Source organism: Actinopolymorpha sp. B11F2, assembly GCF_040195635.1.
Classification (GTDB): Bacteria; Actinomycetota; Actinomycetes; order Propionibacteriales; family Actinopolymorphaceae; genus Thermasporomyces.
The window spans coordinates 69,907-94,486 of the sequence record NZ_JBEFTX010000012.1; the positions used below are offsets into that span (position 1 = coordinate 69,907).

Here is a 24,580-nt window from a genome sequence, read left to right on the forward strand (position 1 = left end):
GCGGACTCGTTCACCTGCGTGAACACGATGATCGGCTTCTTGTCAAGCCCACATCCCGGCCCTGACCTGCGGAAACGTCGAGGGCGTCCCGATCGCCCCGTGTTACCCTTGTCACCAAGGAAGGGGTACCTGACATATGACTTTCAAGGTCGGCGAGACAGTGGTGTACCCCCATCATGGGGCGGCCGTCATCGATGACATCGAGATCCGCAAGGTCAAGGGCGAGGACAAAACCTATCTAGTTCTCCGCATTGTGGCCCAAAGCGATCTCGTCGTCCGTGTCCCTGCAGACAACGTAGACCTGGTCGGGGTTCGCGACGTGGTCGGTCAGGACGGGCTCGAGAAGGTCTTCGAAGTCCTGCGCGCACCGCACACGGAGGAGCCGACCAACTGGTCGCGACGCTACAAAGCCAACCTGGAGAAGCTCGCCTCGGGCGACGTTATCAAGGTGGCCGAGGTTGTCCGTGACCTCTGGCGCCGGGAGCGTGACCGCGGCCTGTCCGCGGGTGAGAAGCGCATGCTCGCCAAGGCTCGTCAGATCCTCGTCTCCGAGCTCGCGCTCGCCGAGAACACCAACGAGGACAAGGCCGAGACGCTTCTCGACGAGGTACTCGCCTCCTAAGGTTCGTCCGCATCGGCCCCGGCCTTTCGAGGTCGGGGCCGATGAGCTGCCCTTCCGCCCTGTCGCCCGCTCCCTTCCTTCCATTCCTCGCCAGTCGGCGCCCTTGACCCCTTCCTTGTCAGTGATGCCATGAGAACCGCCGCGATCGTTCCTGCCGCCGGGCGTGGTGAACGCCTGGGTCCTGGCCGTCCCAAGGCGCTTCGCCTGTTGGGCGGTGCACCGTTGCTCGTCCACGCCGTCCGCGCGTTGGCGCGGGCCCGGGGCGTTTCGCTCGTCGTGGTGGCCGCGCCTGGTCCCGATGTCCCCGCGGTCGAACGCCTGCTGGCCGATTTCGAGTGGGGCGCCGACGTCGAGGTGGTGCCGGGTGGCGAATCCCGACACGGCTCCGTCGGTCGCGCGCTCGCCGCGTTGCCAGCCGACGTCGACGTCGTGCTCGTCCACGACGCCGCGCGCCCGCTGGCGCCGCCGGAACTCGTCGAGGCCGTCGCGTCCACCGTCCGGCAACGTGCCGACGCGTGTGTGCCGGTCGTCCCTCTCACCGACACGGTCAAGGAGGTCGCCGCCGACACGGTCGTACGCACTCTCGACCGCAGCCAGTTGCGGGCGGTCCAGACACCGCAGGGGTTCCGCCGGGCGGCGTTGGCGAAGGCGCACACCTGGGCCGCGGAGGCCTCCGCCGAGGAACTCGGCGCGATCACCGACGACGCCGGCCTCGTCGAACGCCTGGGTATCGCGGTGACGGCGATTCCTGGTTCGGAGGAGGCGTTCAAGGTGACCCGGCCGCTCGACCTGGTGCTGGCGGAGGCCCTCTTGGCCCGACGACGAGCCGACGGCGCCCGCTGACGCACAGGCGTGGAAAGGATCCAGACGTGAGCGACGGACTGCCCAGGGTGGGGATCGGCGTCGACGTTCACGCGTTCGCTGCCGGCCGGCCGATGTGGGTGGCCGGGCTGGAGTGGCCCGACGAGGAACTCGGCCTGGCCGGTCACTCCGACGGTGACGTGGCCGCGCACGCCTGCTGCGACGCGCTGCTGTCCGCCTCCGGGCTGGGCGACCTGGGCAGCCAGATCGGAACCTCGGATCCGGCGTGGGCCGATGCCCGGGGCGCCGACCTGCTCGCCGAGATGGCCGGCCGGGTGCGGGCGGCGGGGTGGCGGGTGGGGAATGTCGCGGTGCAGGTCATCGGCGTACGACCCCGGATCGGGTCGCGCAGGGAGGAGGCCTGCCAGGTCCTCAGTGCCGCCTGTGGCGCCACGGTGACGGTCTCGGCGACGACGACCGACGCGCTCGGTTTCACCGGTCGCGGCGAAGGTCTCGCCGCGTTCGCCACCGCCCTGGTCCTGCCGGCGGCCAGCTAGACACGACGCCCTGTTCTACGAGGGCTGATCTTCCGTCCACTCGCACTGGTGCGCATCCGCTGGTCGCCGGGCGCGGACGCTCGGGCGCGGACACTACTGTGTGCGCATGAGGGGGCCCGACCAACCGCTCGCCGATGGCGGACCACTCGCGCACGCCTTCTCCGTGACCCCGGTGTCGGTCAGCCTGCTGCTCATCGTCCTCGCCGTCGCCGGGGGCGCCGTGCTGGCCTTGTGGTGGACCAGCGGGCGAGACGCCCGGGTGCCGCGGCGTCCTGCGTACCACCCGATCAGCGAGGATCCGTCGGGCGAGGTGCGCTTCGTTCCCCCGGACGGGGTCCGACCGGGCCAGCTGGGCACGGTCGTCGACGAGAGCGCCGACGTCGTCGACATCGTGGCGACCGTGCTGGACCTCGCGGTCCGTGGTCACGTGGTGATCGAGGAGCTGCCACGCCCGTCTCCGTACCGCCGGCCGGACTGGGTGATCCGCCGTACGCCGGAGAGTGCCGAGGGCGATCTCGCGCCGTACGAACGGGTCCTCCTCGCCCTGCTCCTGGGCGGCCCCGGCGACGATCGGCACATCCGCAGGGACAACGGCACGCGCAGCGTCGCGGTCTCGGCGTTGGCGGGACGGTTCGCCGACGGCCTGCGCCAGATGCAGGACCAGCTCTACGCCGATGTCCACGCGAAGGGCTGGTTCCGGCAGCGCCCGGACGCGGTGCGTTCGCCCTGGACGACGGCGGGTGGGGTGCTTTCCCTGGTCGGTCTGGTGGCCACCGTCGGACTCGGGTACGCCGGCCTGGGTCTGGTCGGGCTCGGTGTCGTGCTCGCCGGCGGGATCCTCGCGTGGGGCGGCCTGGTGGCACCCGCGAGAACCGCGCGCGGCAGCGCCCTGCTGAGCCAGTTGCACGACCTGCGCGGCTACCTCGAACTGGCGCCCGGCTCCGAACTTCCGGACACGTCGCGGGCGGAGCTGGTCGCGCGGATCCTTCCGTACGCCCTGGTGTTCGGCCTGCTCGACCGTTGGGCGCGCATCTTCGCCGCGTCGGGACGGCCGGGCGATCCCGACGCCGGCCTGCAGTGGTACGACCCGCCGCAGATGTGGCACCGGATCGACGTACCTGACTCGTTGGACGCGTTCGTCACTACGCTGTCGGGCGCGATCTCGACCTCACGCCGGTTGCGACTCTAGATGTATCCGGCCAGCACGTTGGTCACAGTCGGCTGATTTGGAGGTAGCCAGCCGCCCTCGACTATGGACACACTCGGGCGTACGACGTGAAGAACCCGCTACTCTCGCCGCCGGGAGGGAGGCAGAAGACAGATGACTACCGGGTGGCGCGCAGCGGTCGCGGTCTCGATGCTGGCGGGGTTCTACGTTCTGGCGTTCGCGGTGATCGGGGGCTTCGCGTTCGCGGCGTACTACATCGCGACGCACGCGAACGGCGGTACGCAGATCGTCCTCGCACTCCTCGCCGCCGCCGCCGCGATCGTGGTCGGCCTGGTCAAGGCGCTGAAGCGTCCCCCGTTCACGCCACACGGCGTGCCACTGCACGAACGTGACCAGCCGCACCTGTGGGCGATGGTGCGGGACCTGTCCGAGAGGGTCGTCACCGGTCCGCCGGACGAGATCTGGCTGGTACCCGAGGTCAACGCCGCCGTCACCGAGGACGCGTCGCTCCTCGGTCTGCGCAGTGGCCGGCGCTACATGCTGATCGGGCTGCCGCTGTTGCTCACGATGAACGCCGACCAGATGCGCGCGATCCTCGGCCACGAGCTGGGCCACTACTCCCACGCCCACACCAGATTGGGCGAGATCAACTACCGCGGCCGGATCACGATCGGCCGGACGATCGAGCAGCTGCGCGACGGGGGCATCACCCGGACGATCGTCCGTAAGGTCTTCGAGCTGTACGCGCGACTGTACTTCCTGGTGGAGAACACCGTCAGCCGGCAGCAGGAGCTGGAGGCCGACCAGGCGGCGGCCGCGGTCGCCGGCAGACACGCGATCCAGACCGCGCTGCGGGAGCTGCCGGTCCTGCTCGCCGCGTGGAACTTCTACCTGAAGAACTACGTGACGTGGGCGCTCGACTACGGCATCGCCCCGCGTGGGGTGTTCGCTGGTTTCCCGCGGATGCTGCAGGCCCGGCACGGCGAGCTGTCCCGGCTGCGCGGTGAGGAGCTCGACGAGCGGACGTCGCGTTGGGACACCCACCCGTCGACGCCGGAGCGGATCGCGGCCCTGCAGGGCGCGCCGGAGATCGGGACACACACCGACCCGCGGCCGGCCTGGCGGATGCTCGCCGGGATCGAACGCCTGATGGTGGAGCTGGAGGAGGCGGTCCTCGACTTCGGTGACCGGCAGCTGCTCGACTGGTCGTCGTACACCGCGCAGGGCGTCCTCGCCGCCGAGCAGCGGCGTGCGGACGGGATGTACCGCGCGTTGTCGCGGGTGACCGGTCGTACGCCCGAGTCGTTCGAGACGATCCTGCGGGCCGCCGAGGCGGGCAGGTTCGGCGAGCTCTACGACCTGATGGTGCAGGCCAACGCACCGCAGGGTGGCCTGGTCTCGGTGTTCACCATCGCGGCGATTCGCAGTGGGATGGTCCGGGTGGAGCATCGGTGGGACCGCTCGCCCCGGTTGCTGTTCGCCGACGGCGAGGAGTTCGACATCAAAGCGGTCCTGGAGACCCTCGAGTCCGGCCCGAACGGCGCCACCCGGGTGCGGGCGTGGCTGCGCAAAGTCGGCATCGACATCGCGCTGGCGGCGCCACGGCAGGCACGGGCCGACGCCAGCGGCGCCAATGTCGTCGGTGCGATGGCCAACGTCAAGGTCGGCAAGGACAGCATGGATCTCCTCATCACCGACGAGGGACTGGTCTTCACCCCCTGCCCCAAGGCGACCGACCAAGGCAAGAAGCGGTTGACAGAGCTCATCGGAAGCCAGCCCGTCGCCCAGCTGGCGGCGCGGCCGGAGAACCTCTGGATCCCGTTCGAGGAGATCGCTTCGGCGACCATGCACCGGATGATGCCGCTCAAAGCGGCCCTGGCCTTGCACAACGGGTCGACGTACGACATCCAGGAGACCCTCTCCGGCGAGGAGCTCGGCAAGTCCAGCGACACGCTTCGGCAGGTGATGCAGAATCTCGGCGCGCGCACGGCTGAGGCCGGCCGAGCATGATCGACGGGGCGCCCCCTGGGTACCCTGGGCGACATGAACCTGCGCCTGTACGACACGCGCACGCGTGCGATCCGTGACTTCGAGCCGCGACAGCCCGGCAAGGTCACGATGTACGTCTGTGGCGCCACCGTACAGAGCCCGCCCCACGCCGGACACGTGCGGTTCGCCGTCGACTTCGATCTGCTCCGTCGCTGGCTGCTGCACCAGGGCATGGACGTCGCATATATCCGCAACGTCACCGATATCGAGGACAAGGTCCTCGCCAAGGCGGCGCTCGAGAAGACGCCGTGGTGGGAGCTCGCCTACCGGAACGAGCGGGCGTTCTCCGAGGCGTACGACCTGCTCGGCTGCCTCCCGGCCACGCTGGAGCCGCGGGCGACGGGGCACATCCCGGAGATCATCGCGCTGATCCAGCGGCTGATCGACGCCGGGCACGCCTACGCGAGTGGCGGTGACGTGCTGTTCGACGTGCGGTCGTTCGCCGACTACGGCGCGCTGTCGGGTCAGCGGATCGACGAGGTCCAGCCGGCGGGTGACACCGAGAACGTCGAGGCCAAACGCGACCCCCACGACTTCGCGCTGTGGAAGGGCGCGAAGCCCGGCGAGCCGTCGTGGGACACCCCGTGGGGTCCGGGCCGGCCGGGCTGGCACATCGAGTGCTCGGCGATGTCGACGAAGTATCTCGGACCGGAGTTCGACATCCACGGCGGCGGTCTCGACCTGGTGTTCCCCCACCACGAGAACGAACGCGCCCAGTCGCAGGCGGCAGGTGACCCGTTCGCCCGCTACTGGCTGCACAACGCCTGGGTGACGGCGGCCGGGGAGAAGATGAGCAAGTCGCTGCCCAACTCCGTCCTCGTCTCCGAGGTCGTCCGCAGGGTCCGGCCGGTGGAGCTGCGGTTCTACCTCGCGCAGCCGCACTACCGCTCGATGGTGGAGTACTCCGAGGAGGCCCTGCAGGAGGCGGCCGCGGGTTACCAGCGGTTGGAGAGCTTCGTCCTGCACGCCGTGGAGTTCGTCGGCGAGTCGGTGGGTGCGGCTCCGCTCGACGACCGGCCGGCGGTGCCCGGGGCGTTCACGGCGGCGATGGACGACGACCTGGGCGTTCCGCAGGCTTTGGCGGTCGTCTACAACGCCGTCCGCGAAGGCAACACCGCGCTCGCCGCCGACGACAAGGAGGCGGTGCTGGCGCGGCTGGTCGAGGTTCGTTCCATGCTGTCGGTCCTGGGTCTCGACCCGATGGACCCGCGCTGGCGGGAGACCGGCGGTGCGGACGAGTCGCTGCGGTCCGCGGTCGACGTGCTCGTGCGGGCGTTGCTGGACGAGCGTGAGCAGGCCCGGGCCCGCAAGGACTGGGCGGCCGCCGACGCCGTCCGCGACCGCCTGCGCGCCGCCGGGATCGACGTGACCGACACTCCGCACGGTGCGCGCTGGAGTGTCGCCAGCCACCGGGTGGCGAGTCAGCAGGTGGCGAGTCAGCAGGTGGCGAGCCAGCCGCCGGAGAGCGAGTGAACGTGCCCGACCTCGCCTTGTTGGAGGTTCGTCCTACCACCCCACGAAATCGCTCCGCAAGCTCCACGATTCCGCGGGGACCCCGGAGTAGAAGGCGACATTCCTCCAACAACTCGCCGTCGCGATCCTGCGGAGGATGCCGTGCCCGGTAACGACAGGCGCCGGGGCGCGGTCCGCAAACGCGCCTCCGGCAACCCGACGGCCGGCTCGGGCGGTCGGCGAAAGCGCGGCCTCGAAGGCAAGGGCCCGACACCCAAGGCGGAAAATCGTCCGTACCACAAGGCGTACAAGCGTGCCCAGGCGACGAAGGCGGCCGGGAAGGGCGCCGGTGCACGTGGCTCGGGTCGACGGCCCGACTCGGGTCCGGGTCGGCGTTCGGGTGCGGGTGAGCGGGCCGAATGGATCGTCGGTCGCAATCCGGTCGCCGAGGTGCTCCGGGCCGGCGTTCCGGTCAGGTCCGTGCACATCGCCGAACGCATCGACCGCGACGATCGGGTCCGGGAGATCCTCCGCCTCGCGGTGGACAAGGGCCTGCCGCTGTCCGAGGTGACCCGAAACGAGCTCGACCGGCTGACCAGCGGTGCGGTGCACCAGGGCGTCGCCGTGCAGGTTCCGCCGTACTCCTACGCGGACGCCGACGACCTGCTGCAAGGTGCCCTTGACAGTGGCCGGCCGCCGTTGCTGGTCGCGCTCGACGGTGTCACCGACCCGCGCAACCTCGGTGCGGTCGTTCGTTCGGCCGCGGCCTTCGGTGCGCACGGTGTGGTGGTGCCCGAACGCCGGTCCGCCGCGATGACCGCCTCGGCCTGGAAGGCGTCGGCAGGTGCCGCGCTGCGCGTGCCGGTGGCCCGGGTGGTGAACCTCACCCGGGCTCTTCGTGCGTACCAGCAGGAGGGCCTGATGGTGGTCGGTCTGGCCGCCGACGGAGACGTGACGATGGCCGAGGTCAAGGAGCTGGCCGAGCCGGTCGTCCTGGTGGCGGGCTCAGAGGGGCGAGGGTTGTCGCGGTTGGTCCGCGAGACGTGCGACCAGCTGGCGCGGATCCCGATCGGACTGGACGCCGAATCGCTCAACGCCGGGGTCGCCACGGGAATCGCGCTCTACGAGGTCGCCCGGCGCCGCGGCCTCAGCTGACCGCGGCTGTTCGCTGTCCCCTGCGGTTCACTGTCCCCTGCGGTTCGCCGACCACGGCTGATTGCTGACCCTGCCGTTTGCTGTGCCCGTGGTGCTCGCCGACCCCTACCGTCCGTTGTCCCTCCCGCGCGGCCGACCGGGGTTGATCACGCAGGCGTGATCAACCCCGGTCGCACGCGGTAAGTTCAGCGTGCATCGTCGCAGCAAACGGGGACCGCCCACTGGACACGGAGGAGCTCCCGGGTGGCACGGGTCAGCAAGGAGTTCGTGGTCGTCGACGACCCGAGGTTTCGAGAGTGCCATGCCTCGACCGTCCTTCCCCTCGGCGATCGCCGACTCCTCGCCGCGTGGTTCGGCGGCAGCAGAGAGGGCGCGGGTGATGTGGCTATCTGGCTCGCCCGCAGGGCGCCGGGGCGCGGCTGGTCCCGCCCGGTCAAGGTGGCCGACGAGCCTGACCTCCCACACTGGAACCCGGTGCTTTTCCGGGCACCTGGCAGCGCCGAGATCTCCTTGTTCTACAAGGTGGGGCACCGGATCCCGGCGTGGTACACGAGGGTCATCCGGTCGACCGATGACGGTTACACCTGGAGTGAGCCGCGCGATCTCGTCGCTGGCGATGTCGGCGGCCGTGGTCCGGTGAAGAACAAGCCGATCGTGCTCGCCGACGGATCATGGGTGGCACCGGCCTCCATCGAACGTGAACACACCTGGGACGCGTTCGTCGATCTGTCGTACGACGAAGGACGCAGCTGGCGGCCGGGCCGGCTCGTTCCGCTCGACCACGCGACCTTTCCCGGCAAGGGAGTCATCCAACCGACGCTGTGGGAGTCAGCGCCCGGCGTGGTGCACATGCTGCTGCGAAGCACCTGCGGCTGGGCGTGCCGGAGCGACTCGACCAACGGTGGTCACACCTGGAGCCCGGCGGTGACGACGGCGCTGCCCAACAACAACAGCGGTCTCGACCTCGTACGCCTCGACGACGGCCGGCTGGTGTGCGTGCACAACCCGGTCGGAGTGCCGTCCGGTCCGCGTACGCCTCTGGTGGTCGCGAGCTCCACCGACAACGGCACCAGCTGGGTGCGGGACGCCGTGATCGAGGACGAGCAACCGCCCCTTGACGGTGAGTTCTCCTATCCCGCCGTGGCGGCGGACACGGAAGGGGTCGTGACCACCTACACCTGGCGGCGGCGCGGCATCGCCTGTGCACGCGTCGATCTCGATGCCGAACCGGCGAGTCCGTGACAGAGTACGCAGGTGAGGCGCGGGTTGACCCTGCGCCCGTTCGATCGACGTGCCCCACGCCGGACTGTCGGTAATGTCGCGGAGGACCGATGCGGACCGAACGCCTGCTCCCCACCAGCGAGGCCAACGACCTGCTGGCACTGGTCCGGGAGATCGCCACGCAGGAGCTGGCGCCGGCCGTGTCGGAGGCCGAAGCCGCGGCGAAGTTGCCGCGTGAGGTGTTCCGGCTGCTCGGAGGCTCCGGCCTGCTGTCGTTGACGTTTCCGGAGGAGTACGGCGGCGGCGCCCAGCCGTACGAGGTCTACCTGCAGGTGCTGGAGGAGTTGGCGTACGCCTGGCTCAGTGTCGCTGTCGGCGTGTCCGTGCACTCCCTCGCGTGTTCCCCGCTGCTGGCGGCGGGCACGCCGGAGCAGCGGGCCGAGCTCCTTCCCCGGTTTCTGTCCGGCGAAGTTCTGGGCGCCTACTGTCTGTCCGAACCCCAGGCCGGTTCCGACGTGAGTGCCATGACCACCCGAGCGGTGCGCCCTGATGGCCGTGTCGAGGATGGCGACGCCAGCGGCTCCAGCGACGGCAGCGGCGACGGCGGCTCCACCGGCTCCTCGGTTGGTGGGTCGGACTACCTCGTCGACGGGACGAAGGCCTGGACCACCCATGGCGGTGAGGCGGACTTCTACACGTTGTTCGCGCGTACGTCGGCGGATCGTAGGAAGGGAATCAGCTGCTTCGTGGTCGACGCGGGCGTCGAGGGGCTGTCCTTCGGCGCTCCGGAACACAAGATGGGACTCACGGCCTCCCCGACCACCACGGTCCATTGGGACGGGGTACGCGTCCCCGCCGCGCGACGGATCGGTGCCGAAGGCGAAGGCCTGAAGATCGCACTCGCGGCCCTGGACAGCGGCCGGCTGGGTATCGCCGCCTGCGCGGTCGGGCTCGCGCAAGCCGCCCTTGACACCGCCGTGGAGTGGGCGAAGCAACGCGAACAGTTCGGCAAGCCGGTGATTTCCTTTCAGGGCTTGGGATTTCTGTTGGCCGAAATGGCGGCTGCCGTGCACAGTGCCCGGGCGACCTATCTCGATGCGGCGCGGCGCCGCGACCGTGGACTGGCCTACAGTACGCAGGCGGCTATCGCCAAACTGGTCGCCACCGATGCCGCCATGAAGGTGACCACAGACTCCGTTCAGGTGCTTGGCGGGTACGGATATACGCACGACTTTCCGGTGGAGAGGTTCATGCGCGAGGCAAAGGTCCTGCAGATTTTCGAAGGGACCAACCAGATCCAACGTGTCGTGATCGCCCGCGACCTTGCCCGCTGAGCACCGGAGCGCACCCGCCACACAAAGCGATAGTCCTCTCACGTCGGGGCTTCTGCCGGCGCGGCGGCAGGTCATGCGGGTTGCCCAAACATGCCTTCAGCCGGCTGCCGCCGCGCCGAATCCTCCGGTGAGCTGTGGGTTATGGACAATGCGAGATCGGGTGGTACGAAGAGCTCCCGGGTGGCCAGGCGCAGTCTCTTGTCGATAGCCGCCGCCGGCGTGGTCCTTTGGCCATGGGACGCCGTGTTCGCGGACAGTCGGGTCCCGGGGTTCCTTCTCGAACGGTCGGCGACCAAGGGGACCCCCGCAACAGGGGCGAGCCACGCGGTGGAGGCGGCTCAGGCGGTGGAGGTGGCTCAGGCGGTGGAGGTGGCTCAGGCGGTGGAGATCGGCCGCGCAGTGGAGCCGACCCGCGCGGCCGCGGCCACCTGGTCACGGCGCATGCCGCCCACGCCGTCGTTCCCGGCCACGATCGATGCGTACGCCCGCTATCAGGGTGGTACGACCTGCAGTCCGACCAACAAACTCGGTCCGGCCGCGCTGAAGAACATCGTGATCGAGACGTACGGGAACAGGGCCTGGAGCATCGCCCGGCCGTGCTCGAGCTCCAGCATCAACGAACACAAGGAGGGCCGTGCGCTCGACGTCGCGTTCAACGCGTTCAACGCGTCGAGCCGGAAGAACGCCAACGACTTCCTCTACTGGCTGCTGCGGCCGGACGTTCACGGCAACCGGCACGCGTTCGCCCGCCGGCTCGGGATCATGTACGTCATCTGGAACCGGAAGATGTGGCGGGCGTACCGGCCGGACGCCGGCTGGCTGTGGTACACCGGCTCCAACCCGCACACCGACCATATCCACTTCAGCTTCAGCTGGGCTGGTGCCCGCCGCGAGACGACCTGGTGGACCCTCCGCTAGAAGCACCACCTTCTCGTGATCATGATCGTGATCATGAAGGTTATGTCGGCGTATCTGCCGCTTTTCCTTCATGATCATGGTCGCTGTCGGACGTTGCCGCAGGTCGCTGTCGGGCGCTGCCGGAGCTCACGGCCGGACGTTGCCGCAGGTCGCGCCGGGTACTGCTGGACGGTGCACGATCAGGGTTCGAGTTCAGCCAGGCTGGTCAGATCAGCGGCCGACGGCAAGGCCTCTCGCTCGTCCGGCCGATTGCGCAGGACGTCGTTGACATAGGCGCGGGCTGCCTTGACCAGGGGGATCTCATTGCCGGCCCGCTCCGAGAGATACCAGCGGTGTTCGAGGACCTCGTGGAACACCTCCGCCGGTTCGAGCCGGCCGCGCAGGTCGCCGGGTACTTCGCGTACGACAGGTTCGAACACCTCGGTGAGCCACTGGTGCGCGACGATCTCCTCGTCCTCGTTCTGTTGGTCGGTCGCCGCCCGGAACGCGTCGAGGTCGTTGAGCAACCGCCGCGCCTGGTTCTCCTCGACGTCAAGGCCGGTCAGCCGGAGCAGCCGCCGGCTGTGGTGGCCCGCGTCGACCACTTTGGGTTGGATCCGGATGTGCCGTCCGTCGAAGTCGGTGTGGATGTCGAGTTCGGCGACGTCGAAGCCGAGCGCGTTGAGGCGCTGGATGCGGTGCTCCAGCCGGTAGAGCTCGCCGGTGTCGAACTCCTCGGGCGCGGTGAGCTCCTCCCACAGGCGCTCGTAGCGGCGTACGACGGTGTCGGCGAGCTCGAGCAGCTCGATTTCCTCGGACAGGAATCCGCCCGCCTGCAGGTCGAGCAGCTCGCCGAAGATGTTGGTGTGGGCGAGCTCGAGGTCGTACGAACGCTGGCCAGGCGACAGCTCGTCGTGCAACTCCCCGGTCTCGGCGTCGACGAGATAGGCCGCGAATGCCCCGGCGTCGCGTCGGAACAGTGTGTTGGACAGCGAGCAGTCGCCCCAATAGAAGCCGGCCAGGTGCAGCCGGACCAGCAGGGCCGCGAGCGCGTCGACCAGGCGTACGACCGTCTCGGGGCGCAACGTGCGGGAGAAGACCGCGCGGTACGGAAGGGAGAACGACAGGTGCCGCGTCAGCAGGATCGGCTGGAGCGGTTCGCTGTCCGCGGTCAGCCGGTCGAGCACCACACCGACCGGCTCCACCGCGGGCACGTCGAGACGTTCGAGATCGCGGAGTAGCCGGTTCTCACCCACGACGTACCGTTCCTCAGCCTCCTTCACCGCGTAGACGTGGCCGCCGAGCCGGACAAATCGGACGACGTGGCGGGAGATGCCTCGAGGGAGGGCGACCAGGTGCTGGTCAGGCCATTCGGCGAGCGGGATGTGCCACGGCAGGGCGAGAAGGCCGGGATCGGCGGGGACTGAGACGAACCGAGGCATGACACCAGTAAACCGGCTTGTCGCCGAAGTGCGACTCGTGGCGTCCGCCCAGTTCCGGGTGATGCCGCCACCTTCCATGATCGTGAAGGTTTGCGGCGTATGCGCAGGCAAAAGTTTCATGATCACGATCATGATCACGGGGGTGCGGGCTAGCGGGCTACCGGGCTGTGGGTACGTACGGCCTCAAAAGCGTCGGGGCCCACCGGAGGAAATACGGTGGGCCCCGACGACGTGCCATCTCCTGGCAGCGCGGGTGAGTCGTCAGCTGACGCGCTCTCCCGTGGCCGTGGAGAAGAGGTGGATCCGCTCCGGGTCCGCGGCCAGCTTGACCTTGACGCCCTTCTCAGGCGGGCGGCGGGCGTCGATCCGGGCGATGATCTCCTTCTGCTCCTCGCCACCGCCGTTGAGCAGACCGTAGAGGAACGCGTCAGCGCCGAGCTCCTCGACGACCGCCACCTCGACGGTGAGGCCGTTCTCCTCGTCGCCGACGATCCGGAACGCCTCCGGGCGAATCCCGACCGTGACCGCCGTCTCGCTGCCCAGCTTGCTGCGTGAGGACGCCTCGAGCGGAACGGTGTAGGCGCCCACGTCGATCCCGGTGTTGGTCACCTTGCCCTCGAGCAGGTTCATCGCGGGGGAGCCGATGAAGCCGGCGACGAACAGGTTGTTGGGCTTGTCGTAGAGGTTGAGCGGGGTGTCGTTCTGCTGGAGCAGACCGTCCTTGAGGACCGCCACCCGGTCGCCCATCGTCATCGCCTCGGTCTGGTCGTGGGTGACGTAGACCGTGGTGATGCCCAGCCGGCGCTGGAGGGCGGCGATCTGGGTACGCGTCGAGACACGCAGCTTGGCGTCGAGGTTGGACAGCGGCTCGTCCATGAGGAAGACCTTCGGCTCCCGGACGATCGCGCGGCCCATCGCGACCCGCTGCCGCTGACCACCGGAGAGAGCCTTCGGCTTGCGGTCGAGGAACTCCTCCAGGCCCAGCAGCTGTGCCGCCTCGCGCACCTTCTTGAGGCGCTGGTCCTTCGGGACGCCCTGCATCTTCAGCGCGAAGCCCATGTTCTCGGCAACGCTCATGTGGGGGTAGAGCGCGTAGTTCTGGAAGACCATCGCGATGTCGCGGTCCTTCGGCGGAAGGTGGGTGACGTCGCGGTCGCCGATGCGTACGGCGCCGTCGTTGATCTCTTCCAGACCGGCGAGCATCCGCAGGGAGGTGGACTTACCACATCCGGAGGGTCCGACGAGAACCATGAACTCGCCGTCCTCGATCTGCAGGTCGAGCTTGTCGACCGCGGGCTTGTCAGAGCCTGGATAGGTCCTGCTCGCCTGGTCGTAGGTCACTGTGGCCATGGGTTTCTTTCCCTTCACCGGCAGGAACGTGCCGGACGATCCGAGCAAAGGGCGGCTGACGACCCCGAGGAGGGGGCGCCACGGGCAGCTCATGGTGACACGCCTTTCATCGTGCTGTCATCCATCAGGTACGCAACCAGCCCGGAACTGGTCGGGGACGGGTCGGAGCAGAGTCGGACGAACCTCGCAGGAGCCGACCATGATCAGGTGCCGAGGTCCGCGGATCAGACCGGGAGGAACCGGGAACCGGGGAGGAACCGGGAACCAGGTGGCCGGGAACCAGGTGGCCGGGAACCAGGGAGGAACCGCCGATTTCTTGCACACGGACGTCCGGCCGAGGTGGTCGGACCATGCGACCGTCCGTGGGAACGAGGTCCAGTCCCCAGGACTGAGGCAGAATTCTTGCGAAGACTTTCTGCAAGTTCTGACGGGAGACTCTGGCAGATGCATTCCGGTCCCGGCCCCAGCGCCGGCAGCGCACGGGAGCCTGGCTCAGGTACCGGCACGGGCAAGCGCGCCCGGCTTGTCGACATCGCCGCGCAGGCGGGGGTGAGCGAGGCGACGGTGTCTCGCGTCCTCAACGGTCGCCCCGGCGTCAGCGCGCCGACGGTCCAGGCGGTGCTCACGGCGCTCGACGTCCTCGGTTACGAGCGGCCCACCCGGCTTCGCCAACGCAGCGCCGGCCTGGTCGGTCTTGTCGTACCCGAACTCGACAACCCGATCTTCCCGGCGTTCGCCCAGGTGATCGAGACGACGTGCGGGCAGCACGGCTACACCCCAGTGTTATGTACGCAGACACCGGGGGGCGTGGGCGAGGACGAGTACGTCGAAATGCTCCTCGACCGAGGCGTCTCGGGCATCATCTTCGTGTCCGGCCTGCACGCCGACGTCTCCACCGACACCTCCCGCTACCAGAAGCTGACGGGCCGCGGACTGCCGGTGGTGTTCGTGAACGGGTACGTCTCCTCGGTCGAGGCACCGTTCGTCTCCACCGACGACACGGTGGCCACCGAACTCGCCATCCACCACCTCGCGAGCCTCGGCCACCGACGGATCGGCTTCGCCAGCGGACCGGACCGTTACGTACCCGCCCGGCGCAAGCTGGCCGCGTTCCGGGCCTGCCTCGACGAGCCCGCGCTGCAGTCCAACGGCGTGACCGGCATCGTCGAGCAGTCGTTGTTCTCGGTGGAGGGTGGGCATGCCGCGGCGGTTCGGCTGTTCGACGAGGGCGTGACCGGCGTCGTCTGCGGCTCGGACCTGATGGCGCTCGGCGCGATCCGGGCGGCGCGGCAGCGCGGGCTCGATGTGCCTGGTGACATTTCGGTCGTGGGGTACGACGACTCTCCGCTCATCGCGTTCACCGACCCGCCGCTGACCAGCGTGCGGCAGCCCGTACACGCGATGGGGCTCGCGGCGGTGCGGGCGCTGATCGACGAGATCAACGGGCACGGCGCACCGAGGGCGGAGTACCTCTTCCGTCCCGAACTCGTCGTACGCGGCTCCACCGGCCCCGCGCGCCCTCGCTGACGGCTGGCCGGCCGGGGTTCAGCCGGCGCTCGGGATGGTGACGGGGCGCCGCGGAGGTCACCGTGGCGGCGGAAGCTCGCAGTGGCGCGGAAGTCCACAGTGGCGCGGAAGTCCACAGTGGCGCGGAAGTTCACAGTGGCGCGGAAGTTCACAGTGGCGGTGGAAGTTGGCGACGGTCTGCTTGTCCGCCTGTCCCCGGCTCCCCATCCGCACGGCCGGCGGCCCTTTCCTTGTCTCCGGCCTCTCCCTTGTCCCCGGCGTCGCCCGTGCTCGCGCTGACGCCTTTCCCCATGCCCTCGCTGAACGCCTGTGTGACGCTCTGGAGCGCGGTCGTGACCTCACTCGGAATGACCCAGAATGTGTTGCCCTCGCCCTGTGCGAGCTGCGGCAGCACCTGGAGGTACTGGTAGGCGAGCAGCTTCGGGTCAGGGTCGTTGCGGTGGACCGCCTGGAACACCCGGTCAATCGCCTTCGCCTGGCCATCCGCTCGCAGGATCGCTGCCTGCTGGTCGCCCTCCGCGGTCAAGATGGTGCCCTGCTTCTCGCCCTCCGCGGTCAGGATCCGCGCCTGGCGTACGCCCTCGGCGGTGAGGATCGCGGCACGCTTCTCGCGGTCGGCGCGCATCTGCCGTTCCATCGAGTCCTTGATCGACGGCGGAGGGTCAATCGCCTTGAGCTCGACGCGGTTGACCCGGATGCCCCACTTGCCGGAGGCCTCGTCGAGGACGCCACGCAGGGTGGTGTTGATGTGTTCGCGCGACGTGAGGGTCTTCTCCAGGTCGATGGCGCCGATGACATTCCGCAGCGTCGTGACCGTGAGCTGCTCGATGGCCTGGATGTAGTTGGCGATCTCGTAGGCCGCCGCTCGCGGGTCGGTGACCTGGAAGTAGAGCACCGTGTCGATGTGCACGACCAGGTTGTCCTCGGTGATCACCGGCTGCGGCTGAAACGACACCACCTGCTCGCGCAGGTCGATCAGGGGGCGTACGCGGTCGACGAACGGGATCACGAAGTTCAGGCCGGGCTCGAGAGTGCGAAGGTACCGTCCGAGGCGCTCGACATTGCCGGCCCGCGCCTGCGGCACGATACGTACCGACCGCACCAAGATCATGACTGCGACGATGGCCAGCACCAGCCCGGCAATCAGTTCGGCCATGGTTCCTCCCAGGGATGTACGAACGCGGTCGCCCCGTCGATGGCGAGCACCTCGACCGTCGTCCCGTCAGGACGGATGAGTTTCGGGTCGTACGAAATGGCTGTCCGCTCCACGCCGCCGAGCGCGAGACACGTGATCGCGGGCGCGGCAGAACGGATTCCTGGGCCCAAACCGAGCGTGGCGACGAGCGCGGCCACGGTTCCGAGTGCCGCGGTGGCTATCGACCAGACGACCCATACTGGCATGGGCTCACCCGCTCTAGGCTGAAGCTCCTGTTGACACCGTAGCTCCAGTTTGCGTTCGCCGCTGACGGCTGCTTGATGGGTCCGAACGTGGCCGGCCGGGCCGCGGGCGGGCGCGCATCTGGAGCCGGCCCGCTTAGGGCATCCGGCGGCCCGGTGCTCGAAGGCACGCGGCTAGGCTTGGGCCGATCTCGCCAGCGTGGCGCAACTGGTAGCGCACCCGACTTGTAATCGGGCGGTTAGGGGTTCAAGTCCCCTCGCTGGCTCCAACGTTTCCGCAGGTCAGCGGGGGTGTGACAGGCACGACGAAGGTCGCACTCCCTCGAATGTGTCACAGACCTGTCACATCCCCGAGCACTACGGCCGCGTTCTGCAGCGCCTCGTCCTGGGAATGGACGTAGGTCCGCATCGTGAAGGCGGAGTCGGCGTGACCCAGCCATGCGGCGATCACGGCGATCGGAACGCCTTGGAGATGCATCAGCGTCCCGCAGGTGTGCCGCGCGTCGTGGAGCCGGATCTTACGAACCTTGGCAGCGCCAACCACGGTCGACCAGCGATCGGACAACGTGTCGGGGATGCAGCGCCTCCCCGATCTCGTTCACCGCGACATAGCCGGATTCGCGGTACGCCCTACCAACCGCCAACTGTTCGGCCCGCTGGCGCCTCTTGGCCCGCTTCAACACTTTGATCAACTCGGGTGTCAGAGGCAGCGTGCGAGTGCTGCGCTTCGACTTCGGAGACGAGGCAACCGCCTGCCCGTCCACCGACACCCGCGACTCCTCCACCACGAGCGTGCCCGCCTTCAGATCGACACTTGACCACCGCAGACCCGCGATCTCTCCCCGCCGAAGACCATGCAGGGCGAGATGCCAGGCGTGCTCTAGTCGATCCCGACGGGCCGCCCGCAGCAGCTTTCTGACCTCCGCGACGGTGTAGGTCTGCATCTCCGACTTCATTTCAGGCAGCCGATCCACCAGCCCGGCCACGTTGCGGAGTGCAAGCCCTTGCCTGATCGCATCCTCATAGACCTTCCGGAGCACGAAGAGCATCAGGTTGATGCTCCGTGGCCTCCATGGCCGCCGAGGCCGATCGTCAGCCCGTTTCAGGCTGCCAGCCTGCAGTTGGTCGACCAGCTCCTCGATGTGTCGCTTCGTGAGTCGCTGGAAGGGCAGCTCTCCGTAGACGTCGCAGAGTGGTTTCAACGAGTCCCGGTACCCGGCAAGAGTGCTACCCCGAACGCCTCGCCGGGACCGCAACCAGGCATCACACAGGTCCCGGACAGTCGCGTTGGTGGGCGCGACATAGGTACCCTCCCGGACCTCCCGTCGTATCCGTGCGAAGTCGTCGACGGCCAGGTCGACCGTCTCGTAGCGGCGACGGACCTGCCGGCGCTTCCCCGTGGCCGGATCAGTACCCAGGTCAATCACTAGCTCGACACGGCGTTTTCCGCTTGCGAGTGTGATCCACCGGGCGCCTGGAGGAAGACGCCGGCGAGGCCCGTTGCCCTTCATGCTGCGTCCGCCAACTCTGCGACGTACTCACGAAGCGACTCGGCGAGTATGCGCCGAGATCCGCCAATCTTGACGGACCGCAGCACACCAGTACGCAGCAGCACGTAGACCTGTGAGCGGCAGATGCCGAGCACCTGCCCCGCCTCGACAGGGGTCAATAACAGCCGTTCCATTCCAACTCCTCTTCTTCTCGTGACGGCGACACGGACGTGTCAGCCGGTGGTGGCCATCTCCAGGCGTCCGACGTAGCGGTGTTCGCGGGCGAGCGCGGCGGCGGAGTTCGCCAGCAGTGCGTCGCCTGTGGTGTGCCAGCCGCTGCCGGCGTAGACGAGTTCGGCGATGGTCTCGATTTCTTCGTTTTCCTCGAGGTGCTCTTGTCGTTCGTGGTGGGCTCGGCGGTAGTCGACGCGGGCCTTCCGTAGGTGGCGGAAGGTGGTGGAGTAGCGGCGGGATTTGGTGAAGAAGTGGCCGCCGAAGCCGAGCATGTGTGCCCAGCGGCGTAGTCGGTGGTAGCCGCTGTCTTCCCACTCGGTGGTGGTTTGGAGGCCGCGTTGGCCGAGGCGCCAGCAGGAGGCGATGAGCCGGCCGGGGTGGGTGTTGTTGACGTAGAACTCGACCGTCGAGGACGTGATCTTCCGGGAGGTGTGGCCGGTGATCTCGGTGGCTTTGGTGGCGTACTTGGCCAGGTAGCCGGCGACGGCGTTGCCGGTGAGCATGCGGCGGCGGCCGGTCGGGTCGAGCTCGTCGGCGACGCGTTCTTCGGTGAGGGGGTCGCTGCCTCGGACGCGGACGGGTCGGATGTCGATGCCTTGGTGGCCTCCCCAGGCCATGTGCCAGCCGCCGGGTTGGTTGACGAGCTGCCGGCCGTGGTGGTCGACCAGGACCAGGCCGTGAGTCTGGAAGCTGGTGTGTTCGACGCCTTTGCGGAGGATCCAGGCGAGCAGGAAGGAGTTGGCCCACGCCGGCGGCGGGATCACGTCGTCGGGGTCGTCGGGGTTGATGCCGTCGAAGCGGGCGAGGATGTGGAAGTGGACCAGGCCGCGTCGCTGGAACTCTGCGCATTTGCCGAATGAGATCCGCACCGGTGTCTTTCCCCACCGGAGCCGACCTGTGTCGGGGTTGCGGACACGGAGAACGTGCCCGTGGTCGCGGGCGTACCGGTCGAGCAGCCGGGTCGCGGTCATCTGGGTGCGTCGCCACAGTTCGGAGGCTTGGACGTTCCAGACGGCGTGGTGGTCGTAGTCGTAGCAGTCACCACACAGCGGTGTGCCGAGGCGGTGGTCTCCGTCCTGGTGGACTCGCATGCACCGCAGGTCGATCCCGTGGGGGCACAGGTCGGCGGTCTTGCGGGCGCGGCAGGGTGCGGGCTTGTTCTTCTTGCTGGTGCGGGTGGTGTGCACCACGCCGAAACCGGGCGCGGTCAACGTCGCGAAGACTGCCGGGTGCCCGCCGACGGTTTCGGGGACGCCTTTGCCGCCTTTGAGTCCGGCGGCGACGAGCTGGTACGCATCGGCCCGGTAGATCTCCGCACACGACGGACACACCGAGGCGCGGCGGTTCCCGCAGGCCTTGTAGATCACCCCGTCCGGCATGCCAGCCGTCGAGGTGGCGACCTCGTTGAGGATGTGACCGGTAGCGGTGTTGACGGTGCGGGTGCGGAGTTGGCCAGCGAGACGGACGGGCTGGGAGCAGCCGGCCGCGCCGTGGACGTGGCGGAGCCAGCGGGGGTAGTCGGGGCGGGAGCCGCGGGCCATCGCGGTTGTGGTCGCGGTGAACTTGTCGAGCCCGGCCAGGTTCTGGAGGTCGATCGGTGTTTCGGCGTCGGCCACCGCCCCCGACACGACTGTGGTGTCGGGGGTGAGGGTCGAGGTCGAAGCGGTCATGCTGCGGCGCCCTCGCGGCGTGCGCAGGCGGGGCAGAGTGCGTTTGTGTCGTCGACGAGCCAGCCGTAGTCGGCGAACTCGCCGACCGTGCCGACGAGGCCCGCGGTGGCGCTGAACGTGGCATCGCAGGTGTCACAGGTCGCGTCGTAGGCCGCCTCAGCGTGAACAGCCATCCCGGCGTCTCCTTTCTTTCGTGGTTGGTGTTTGCCGTGTGAGGGCCCCGACCGGCCAGGCCAGGTAGCGGTCTGGCGGTCGGGGTCCCGTGTGTCTGCTCATGCGGCGATGCGGTGGTGTGCATCGGCCGCCCCATCGATCTCGATGGGGTTGGTGTCGTCGGGCCGGTTGTTCTGGATCGACAGGTAGATGGCGACAGTGAGGAAGCCGGCGACGCCGGCGAAGGCGAGGGTGAAGACGCCGGCGAACAGCCACCGAATGTCGGCGCCGCTCGTGATAAGCCAGCCGTGGATGGTGCCGGCCCCGAGAGCGGCCGGGATGCCGACCAGCAGGACGGTCAGGGTGGGTCCGATGCGTCCGTCGATGACCTTGCCCGCGACCAGGGCGACGACGGACAGAACAGCGAGTGCGGCGATCAGACCGGGCAGGCCGATCGTGGTGGCGAGGATGGTCATGCTGCTTCTCCTTCGCGGTAGTCGTCATAGGCGTTGTCGTGTTCGGTGAGTTCGCGGTGGCAATCCACGCAACAGCCGAGCGAGGTGGGGATGGTGTAGCCCGCGTCCTCCTTGCACAGCGGACAGATGCGGCGCGCTTGCAGGGCCTTCTCGATCGCATGAAGCTGCGCAAGGCTAGGCAGCCTCTTCGGCTTGGCCTGGTCGATCCGGTAGAGGTAGGCCACGGCCGGTTTGCCGTAGCGCATCCACATGACTTGCGCGGCGACGGGTTGTCCGCCGGGGCGTAGCTCGAGGGCGAGGAGCTGGCGTTTGGTGGCGAGCCCTTCCGGTGCCATCTGCCACCCGTAGGTCGGCATCCCGCCGTGGGCAGTGCCTTCGGGGTCGTAGAACTCGATGCGGTAGCGGCGGTTGTAGGTACGGCCACGCCGCGCCCGCCTGCCCCTTCTTCTGCGTGGTCCTCGGTAGTCACTCATCCGGCTCACCGCCGCTGTGGTCGCCGATGTGGGGGTCGAGGAAGAGCACCTGGTCGTCGCGGCCGGTGAAGTGGCGGTGTTCGTCGGGGGCGTTGAACGCCGCCTGCTCAGGTGTGCGATCGGCAGTGCCCCATTGGCCGCAGCTGCAGACCCAGCCCCACGGAAACCTTTCGGCGATGGTCGCGGCGTAGTCGGCGGCTTCGTCGGTGTTGGTGAACGAGTCCGGGTAGGTGTCGATCACCGCCTCGGCCGTGACGAGTTCGGCGGTGTTCTTGACGATCCGAATCGTGTGAGTCGTGGTCTCTTGGTGGTGGGTCATGCGGTTGTGCCTCCGTTCGTGGGGTGGTGGCACCAGCAGTGGCAATCCGGGAAGACGCCAGGGTCGGCGAGCGGGTGTGATCCGCATCCGCTGGCGCAGGAGCACACACGGGTGTGCTCCTGTGTGGTTGCCATCGAGCAGTGGCGGCCGTGAACCTGGCAGGGCCCGGTGGTGTCCCAGGCATGCTCGATTCCGTCGACGTGTGCTCTCATGCGGCTGCACCTCCTCGGGTGATGCCGCCTCGGATGGACATGGAGCGGGCGACGAGGGTGTCGATTTCGTGGTCTTCGAGGTAGACCGAGCGGAACTTGAAGGGCCGGGATTCTTCGGCGAGGCAGTAGCCGACGCCGGGCCGGTTGGTGGGGATCTTCGAGGCGTCGTAGCCTTTGTCGGCCCAGCCGGTGCCGAGGATGATGTCGCTCGATGCTTCGGTGGTGGAGCGGAAGGCGATGCGGTAGTTGAAGACGTCGCGAACCCGGGTGGGAACGATGTCCGCACTGGGGCGTTGGGTGGCGGCGCAGACGAAGATGCCGGCGGCGGGTCCGCGTTGTACGAGGTCCATCAGCAGTGCGAGGAACCGTTCCTGCTGGTCTTTCGACCCGTAGACGGAGGTGAAGACCGAGAGTTCGTCGATCCAGACGGTGATGAGGTCCATGCCGTCGCCCTTGACGACTTTGCGGCGGCGGCGGGCGGTGAGCCAGTCGTAGCGGCCGTTCATCTCGGCCTGGAGCTGGGTCAGGACGTGGATGGCGAGGTCGATCTCGGGTCCGACGAAGAAGTCGGCGATGTCTCGCCACAGGATGAGTTCGACGATCTTGCCGTCGATGAGGATGATGCGGGTGTCGGTGCATTGGGACATGTGGCCGACGCCGTTGGAGATGAACCCGGACTTGCCCGACCGGGAGACACCGCCGATGAGCAGGCTTCGGGTGGCGAGTTCGATGCCGAACGGGTCGCCGTACTCGTCGATGCCGAAGTGCACGGTGTCGTAGCCCGACAGCCCAGACACCTGCGCACGAGCAGAAGTAGCAGCGGTGGGGTTGGTGTGGGGGGTGTCCCCGGCCTTGCGGCCGGGGATCACCTTGAGCAATCTAGACATAATCACTGACGTCCTCTCCAGAGGCAGACAGAACCGTTCCGTTGTCGGTAGCGGTTCGTTGTTTGGGTGGGTTGGTGTTTGCGGACTTGGCCTTACCGACCAGCGCCTTGGTACCGATGACCGGCCTTTCGTCACTGCCGTTCGACAGTGGGAGGCCGATGCCGACCGCCCACTCGGAGGCGGTGTAGCTGGTTTTCGACTCGACCCGACCGTTCGGTGGGATCACCTCGGGTTCGGCGTTCTTCTCGATCAGCACGGATCGGACCGGTGTCTTCTGATCGAGGGGGTCGCGTCGGGTGATGTCGAGCCGGATCAGGTGAGCGAACCGGCGGTGTGCGGTGACGCGGCCTTCCCGGCCGTAACAGGTCGACGCCAACGATTCGGTGCGTTCTTCGACGTCCTTGCAGGTGACGCCGGCGACGAGCCACATCCAGGCCCGCTCACCGACCCGGGTGGGGCGGATGAAGATCAGCCACGGGAGCCGTCCGGAGCGGTTCCGGAGCCCGTTCTCAGCCATGAACGCCCGCAGCCTGTGCCTCGTGACGTTCAAACACCACAGGGCGATCAGCACCCGGTTGACGGGTGGGATGCACAGCAGCACCGCCACTGGTGCGACCAGGACGCAGCCGGCAGCCCAGGCCGCCAGATCCTGACGCGTCAGGTACACGAACGCGGTCACCACGAGGACCGTGGTGATGATTTCGGGTAGCCACCGCCACACGGCGACGACCACCTGCACTCCCACCCGCTGGTGGAACCGTGGTTTGACGTCCTCCACCAGACGAGCACGGTTACTCGAACGAGAACGACGCGGCATGACAGGTTCACCCGACCTTCCGCATGTGATCGGTGTCGAGGTCGAGAAAGGCGGTACGGGCCTGCTCAATCGCGGCAGAGAGCCGGTCGAGGGTTTCCAGGTCCCGGATCCAAAAATCGACGCTGTGATAGAGCCCGATGGTCAGCAACACGACCGGGCCGGACGGGCGGTCGACCGCCGAGCCGTACAAGTAGGTCGTCGACGTGAGATCCGCGTTGACTCGCAACGGGGTAACGCCGCGATCAACCTTGTGGTGGGTAGAGTTGGACATGACAGAGCCCTCCCGATGGGTTGGGTTGTGTTTGGTAGGCAGAGAGCCGGAAGGTTTCCTACGCCGGTCCCGGCTCTCCGCCCGTCTTGTGTGGAGCGGCCCCCGTCCTTTCGGGGGTCGTTCTCTTTGTGTTGATGCATGCGCCGTCCTGAAGCGCATCTCGCCACCTCAGGGCGAGATCTGGATCACGTCACGTGCACTCGACTTGAGAACGTTGGTGTCGCCGTTCACCGTGCTATGACTCACGCGGCCTTTACCGACGCCTTGGTGTCGAGAGACTTGGCACGAAAGGCCACACCAGACCGACCGTTCGTCGCCCACGGCATGGCTTCCAGCTCAACCGGGATAACGGTCTGCCCCACGCTCACCTTCGGCGGTTGACCCGCCACAGTGATCATGAGAACGTCCGCCCCGCTGTCAGCGTTGAGCGCCATCACCTGAGTGACGAACAGCAACTCTCCGGTCTTCCGATCCGCCTTGTGCCGACCCTCGTTGTCGGTCTTCGGCTCCGGAGCCTTCGTCACCGTGAACGTGTACCGCGACGCATCGAGAAGCAGATTCATGAGTGCTCTCCCCTTCGTAGGAGTCCTGATCGACTGTGCCTC

27 protein-coding genes and 1 tRNA gene are annotated in these 24,580 nt (G+C 68.0%); 12 read left to right on the forward strand and 16 right to left on the reverse strand.

All coding sequences use genetic code 11. The features are described from left to right. Window positions 1–136: 136 nt before the first annotated feature. From ABN034_RS21255 to ABN034_RS21300, 10 genes are all read left to right on the forward strand, one after another. Window positions 137–622, forward strand: coding sequence for a CarD family transcriptional regulator (locus tag ABN034_RS21255; RefSeq protein ID WP_349328148.1), 486 nt, complete (start codon window positions 137–139; stop codon window positions 620–622). Window positions 623–751: 129 nt separating this feature from the next. Then, window positions 752–1,465: a 2-C-methyl-D-erythritol 4-phosphate cytidylyltransferase gene (ispD, locus tag ABN034_RS21260; RefSeq protein ID WP_349692745.1), complete on the forward strand. Its 714-nt coding sequence runs from the start codon at window positions 752–754 to the stop codon at window positions 1,463–1,465. Between the two features lie 26 nt (window positions 1,466–1,491). Then, a complete protein-coding gene (gene ispF / locus ABN034_RS21265; protein ID WP_349692746.1) occupies window positions 1,492–1,980 on the forward strand; it encodes a 2-C-methyl-D-erythritol 2,4-cyclodiphosphate synthase in 489 nt (162 codons plus the stop codon). 106 nt (window positions 1,981–2,086) lie between these two features. Then, window positions 2,087–3,169, forward strand: coding sequence for a DUF2207 domain-containing protein (locus ABN034_RS21270; protein ID WP_349692747.1), 1,083 nt, complete (start codon window positions 2,087–2,089; stop codon window positions 3,167–3,169). 132 nt (window positions 3,170–3,301) lie between these two features. Next, a complete protein-coding gene (locus ABN034_RS21275) occupies window positions 3,302–5,158 on the forward strand; it encodes a M48 family metallopeptidase (RefSeq protein ID WP_349692748.1) in 1,857 nt (618 codons plus the stop codon). A gap of 33 nt (window positions 5,159–5,191) precedes the next feature. After that, window positions 5,192–6,670 carry a cysteine--tRNA ligase gene (cysS, locus tag ABN034_RS21280; RefSeq protein ID WP_349692749.1) on the forward strand — a complete coding sequence of 493 codons (1,479 nt, stop codon included), beginning with the start codon at window positions 5,192–5,194 and terminating at the stop codon, window positions 6,668–6,670. 141 nt (window positions 6,671–6,811) lie between these two features. Continuing rightward, window positions 6,812–7,804 (forward strand): 23S rRNA (guanosine(2251)-2'-O)-methyltransferase RlmB, encoded by a 993-nt coding sequence (gene rlmB / locus ABN034_RS21285; protein WP_349692750.1) that lies wholly within the window; start codon window positions 6,812–6,814, stop codon window positions 7,802–7,804. A gap of 243 nt (window positions 7,805–8,047) precedes the next feature. Beyond that, window positions 8,048–9,046: a sialidase family protein gene (locus ABN034_RS21290; protein ID WP_349692751.1), complete on the forward strand. Its 999-nt coding sequence runs from the start codon at window positions 8,048–8,050 to the stop codon at window positions 9,044–9,046. A gap of 89 nt (window positions 9,047–9,135) precedes the next feature. Then, a complete protein-coding gene (locus ABN034_RS21295; RefSeq protein WP_349692752.1) occupies window positions 9,136–10,359 on the forward strand; it encodes an acyl-CoA dehydrogenase family protein in 1,224 nt (407 codons plus the stop codon). Between the two features lie 180 nt (window positions 10,360–10,539). Then, window positions 10,540–11,277 (forward strand): VldE C-terminal domain-containing protein, encoded by a 738-nt coding sequence (locus tag ABN034_RS21300; protein WP_349692753.1) that lies wholly within the window; start codon window positions 10,540–10,542, stop codon window positions 11,275–11,277. Window positions 11,278–11,456: 179 nt separating this feature from the next. Here ABN034_RS21300 and ABN034_RS21305 read toward each other — a convergent pair whose 3' ends face one another. Further along, on the reverse strand, window positions 11,457–12,698 hold the full coding sequence (locus tag ABN034_RS21305) for a DUF4032 domain-containing protein (RefSeq protein WP_349692754.1): 1,242 nt from the start codon (window positions 12,696–12,698) through the stop codon (window positions 11,457–11,459). Window positions 12,699–12,959: 261 nt separating this feature from the next. Beyond that, window positions 12,960–14,048 carry an ABC transporter ATP-binding protein gene (locus tag ABN034_RS21310; RefSeq protein ID WP_349692755.1) on the reverse strand — a complete coding sequence of 363 codons (1,089 nt, stop codon included), beginning with the start codon at window positions 14,046–14,048 and terminating at the stop codon, window positions 12,960–12,962. 444 nt (window positions 14,049–14,492) lie between these two features. Between ABN034_RS21310 and ABN034_RS21315 the strand changes: the two genes are divergently transcribed. Continuing rightward, window positions 14,493–15,575 carry a LacI family DNA-binding transcriptional regulator gene (locus ABN034_RS21315; RefSeq protein ID WP_349692756.1) on the forward strand — a complete coding sequence of 361 codons (1,083 nt, stop codon included), beginning with the start codon at window positions 14,493–14,495 and terminating at the stop codon, window positions 15,573–15,575. A gap of 148 nt (window positions 15,576–15,723) precedes the next feature. Here the strand turns inward: ABN034_RS21315 and ABN034_RS21320 are convergent, their stop codons facing one another. After that, window positions 15,724–16,731 carry an SPFH domain-containing protein gene (locus ABN034_RS21320; RefSeq protein ID WP_349692757.1) on the reverse strand — a complete coding sequence of 336 codons (1,008 nt, stop codon included), beginning with the start codon at window positions 16,729–16,731 and terminating at the stop codon, window positions 15,724–15,726. Then, a complete protein-coding gene (locus ABN034_RS21325) occupies window positions 16,719–16,976 on the reverse strand; it encodes an NfeD family protein (protein WP_349692758.1) in 258 nt (85 codons plus the stop codon). The genes ABN034_RS21320 and ABN034_RS21325 overlap by 13 nt, the downstream gene beginning before the upstream one ends. A gap of 190 nt (window positions 16,977–17,166) precedes the next feature. On the opposite strand from ABN034_RS21325, the gene ABN034_RS21330 reads away from it, so the two are divergent. Next, a tRNA-Thr gene (locus ABN034_RS21330) sits at window positions 17,167–17,242 on the forward strand. A gap of 62 nt (window positions 17,243–17,304) precedes the next feature. Here the strand turns inward: ABN034_RS21330 and ABN034_RS21335 are convergent. From ABN034_RS21335 to ABN034_RS21390, 12 genes are all read right to left on the reverse strand, one after another. Continuing rightward, entirely contained in the window at window positions 17,305–17,517 is a 213-nt protein-coding gene (locus ABN034_RS21335) for a tyrosine-type recombinase/integrase (protein ID WP_349692759.1), read from the reverse strand. Then, window positions 17,492–18,022 (reverse strand): tyrosine-type recombinase/integrase, encoded by a 531-nt coding sequence (locus ABN034_RS21340; protein WP_349692760.1) that lies wholly within the window; start codon window positions 18,020–18,022, stop codon window positions 17,492–17,494. The genes ABN034_RS21335 and ABN034_RS21340 overlap by 26 nt, the downstream gene beginning before the upstream one ends. A gap of 458 nt (window positions 18,023–18,480) precedes the next feature. Beyond that, the gene (locus tag ABN034_RS21345) at window positions 18,481–18,657 is read right to left on the reverse strand and encodes a helix-turn-helix domain-containing protein (RefSeq protein WP_349692761.1); all 177 of its coding nucleotides are present in this window, start codon (window positions 18,655–18,657) and stop codon (window positions 18,481–18,483) included. 39 nt (window positions 18,658–18,696) lie between these two features. Next, window positions 18,697–20,367 (reverse strand): replication initiator, encoded by a 1,671-nt coding sequence (locus ABN034_RS21350; RefSeq protein ID WP_349692762.1) that lies wholly within the window; start codon window positions 20,365–20,367, stop codon window positions 18,697–18,699. Further along, complete coding sequence (locus tag ABN034_RS21355; RefSeq protein ID WP_349692763.1) at window positions 20,364–20,540, reverse strand: hypothetical protein; 177 nt, start codon at window positions 20,538–20,540, stop codon at window positions 20,364–20,366. Before ABN034_RS21355 ends, ABN034_RS21350 begins: the two co-directional genes overlap by 4 nt. A gap of 99 nt (window positions 20,541–20,639) precedes the next feature. Beyond that, window positions 20,640–20,996, reverse strand: coding sequence for a hypothetical protein (locus tag ABN034_RS21360; RefSeq protein ID WP_349692764.1), 357 nt, complete (start codon window positions 20,994–20,996; stop codon window positions 20,640–20,642). Beyond that, complete coding sequence (locus ABN034_RS21365; RefSeq protein WP_349692765.1) at window positions 20,993–21,469, reverse strand: RRQRL motif-containing zinc-binding protein; 477 nt, start codon at window positions 21,467–21,469, stop codon at window positions 20,993–20,995. Before ABN034_RS21365 ends, ABN034_RS21360 begins: the two co-directional genes overlap by 4 nt. Beyond that, window positions 21,462–21,788 (reverse strand): P-loop NTPase family protein, encoded by a 327-nt coding sequence (locus ABN034_RS21370; protein ID WP_349692766.1) that lies wholly within the window; start codon window positions 21,786–21,788, stop codon window positions 21,462–21,464. The genes ABN034_RS21365 and ABN034_RS21370 overlap by 8 nt, the downstream gene beginning before the upstream one ends. A 208-nt stretch (window positions 21,789–21,996) precedes the next feature. Beyond that, a complete protein-coding gene (locus ABN034_RS21375; protein WP_349692767.1) occupies window positions 21,997–22,887 on the reverse strand; it encodes an FtsK/SpoIIIE domain-containing protein in 891 nt (296 codons plus the stop codon). After that, the gene (locus ABN034_RS21380; protein WP_349692768.1) at window positions 22,880–23,665 is read right to left on the reverse strand and encodes a hypothetical protein; all 786 of its coding nucleotides are present in this window, start codon (window positions 23,663–23,665) and stop codon (window positions 22,880–22,882) included. The genes ABN034_RS21375 and ABN034_RS21380 overlap by 8 nt, the downstream gene beginning before the upstream one ends. A 46-nt stretch (window positions 23,666–23,711) precedes the next feature. After that, complete coding sequence (locus ABN034_RS21385; RefSeq protein WP_349692769.1) at window positions 23,712–23,975, reverse strand: hypothetical protein; 264 nt, start codon at window positions 23,973–23,975, stop codon at window positions 23,712–23,714. Between the two features lie 242 nt (window positions 23,976–24,217). Continuing rightward, the gene (locus tag ABN034_RS21390) at window positions 24,218–24,538 is read right to left on the reverse strand and encodes a hypothetical protein (protein WP_349692770.1); all 321 of its coding nucleotides are present in this window, start codon (window positions 24,536–24,538) and stop codon (window positions 24,218–24,220) included. Window positions 24,539–24,580 lie beyond the last annotated feature (42 nt).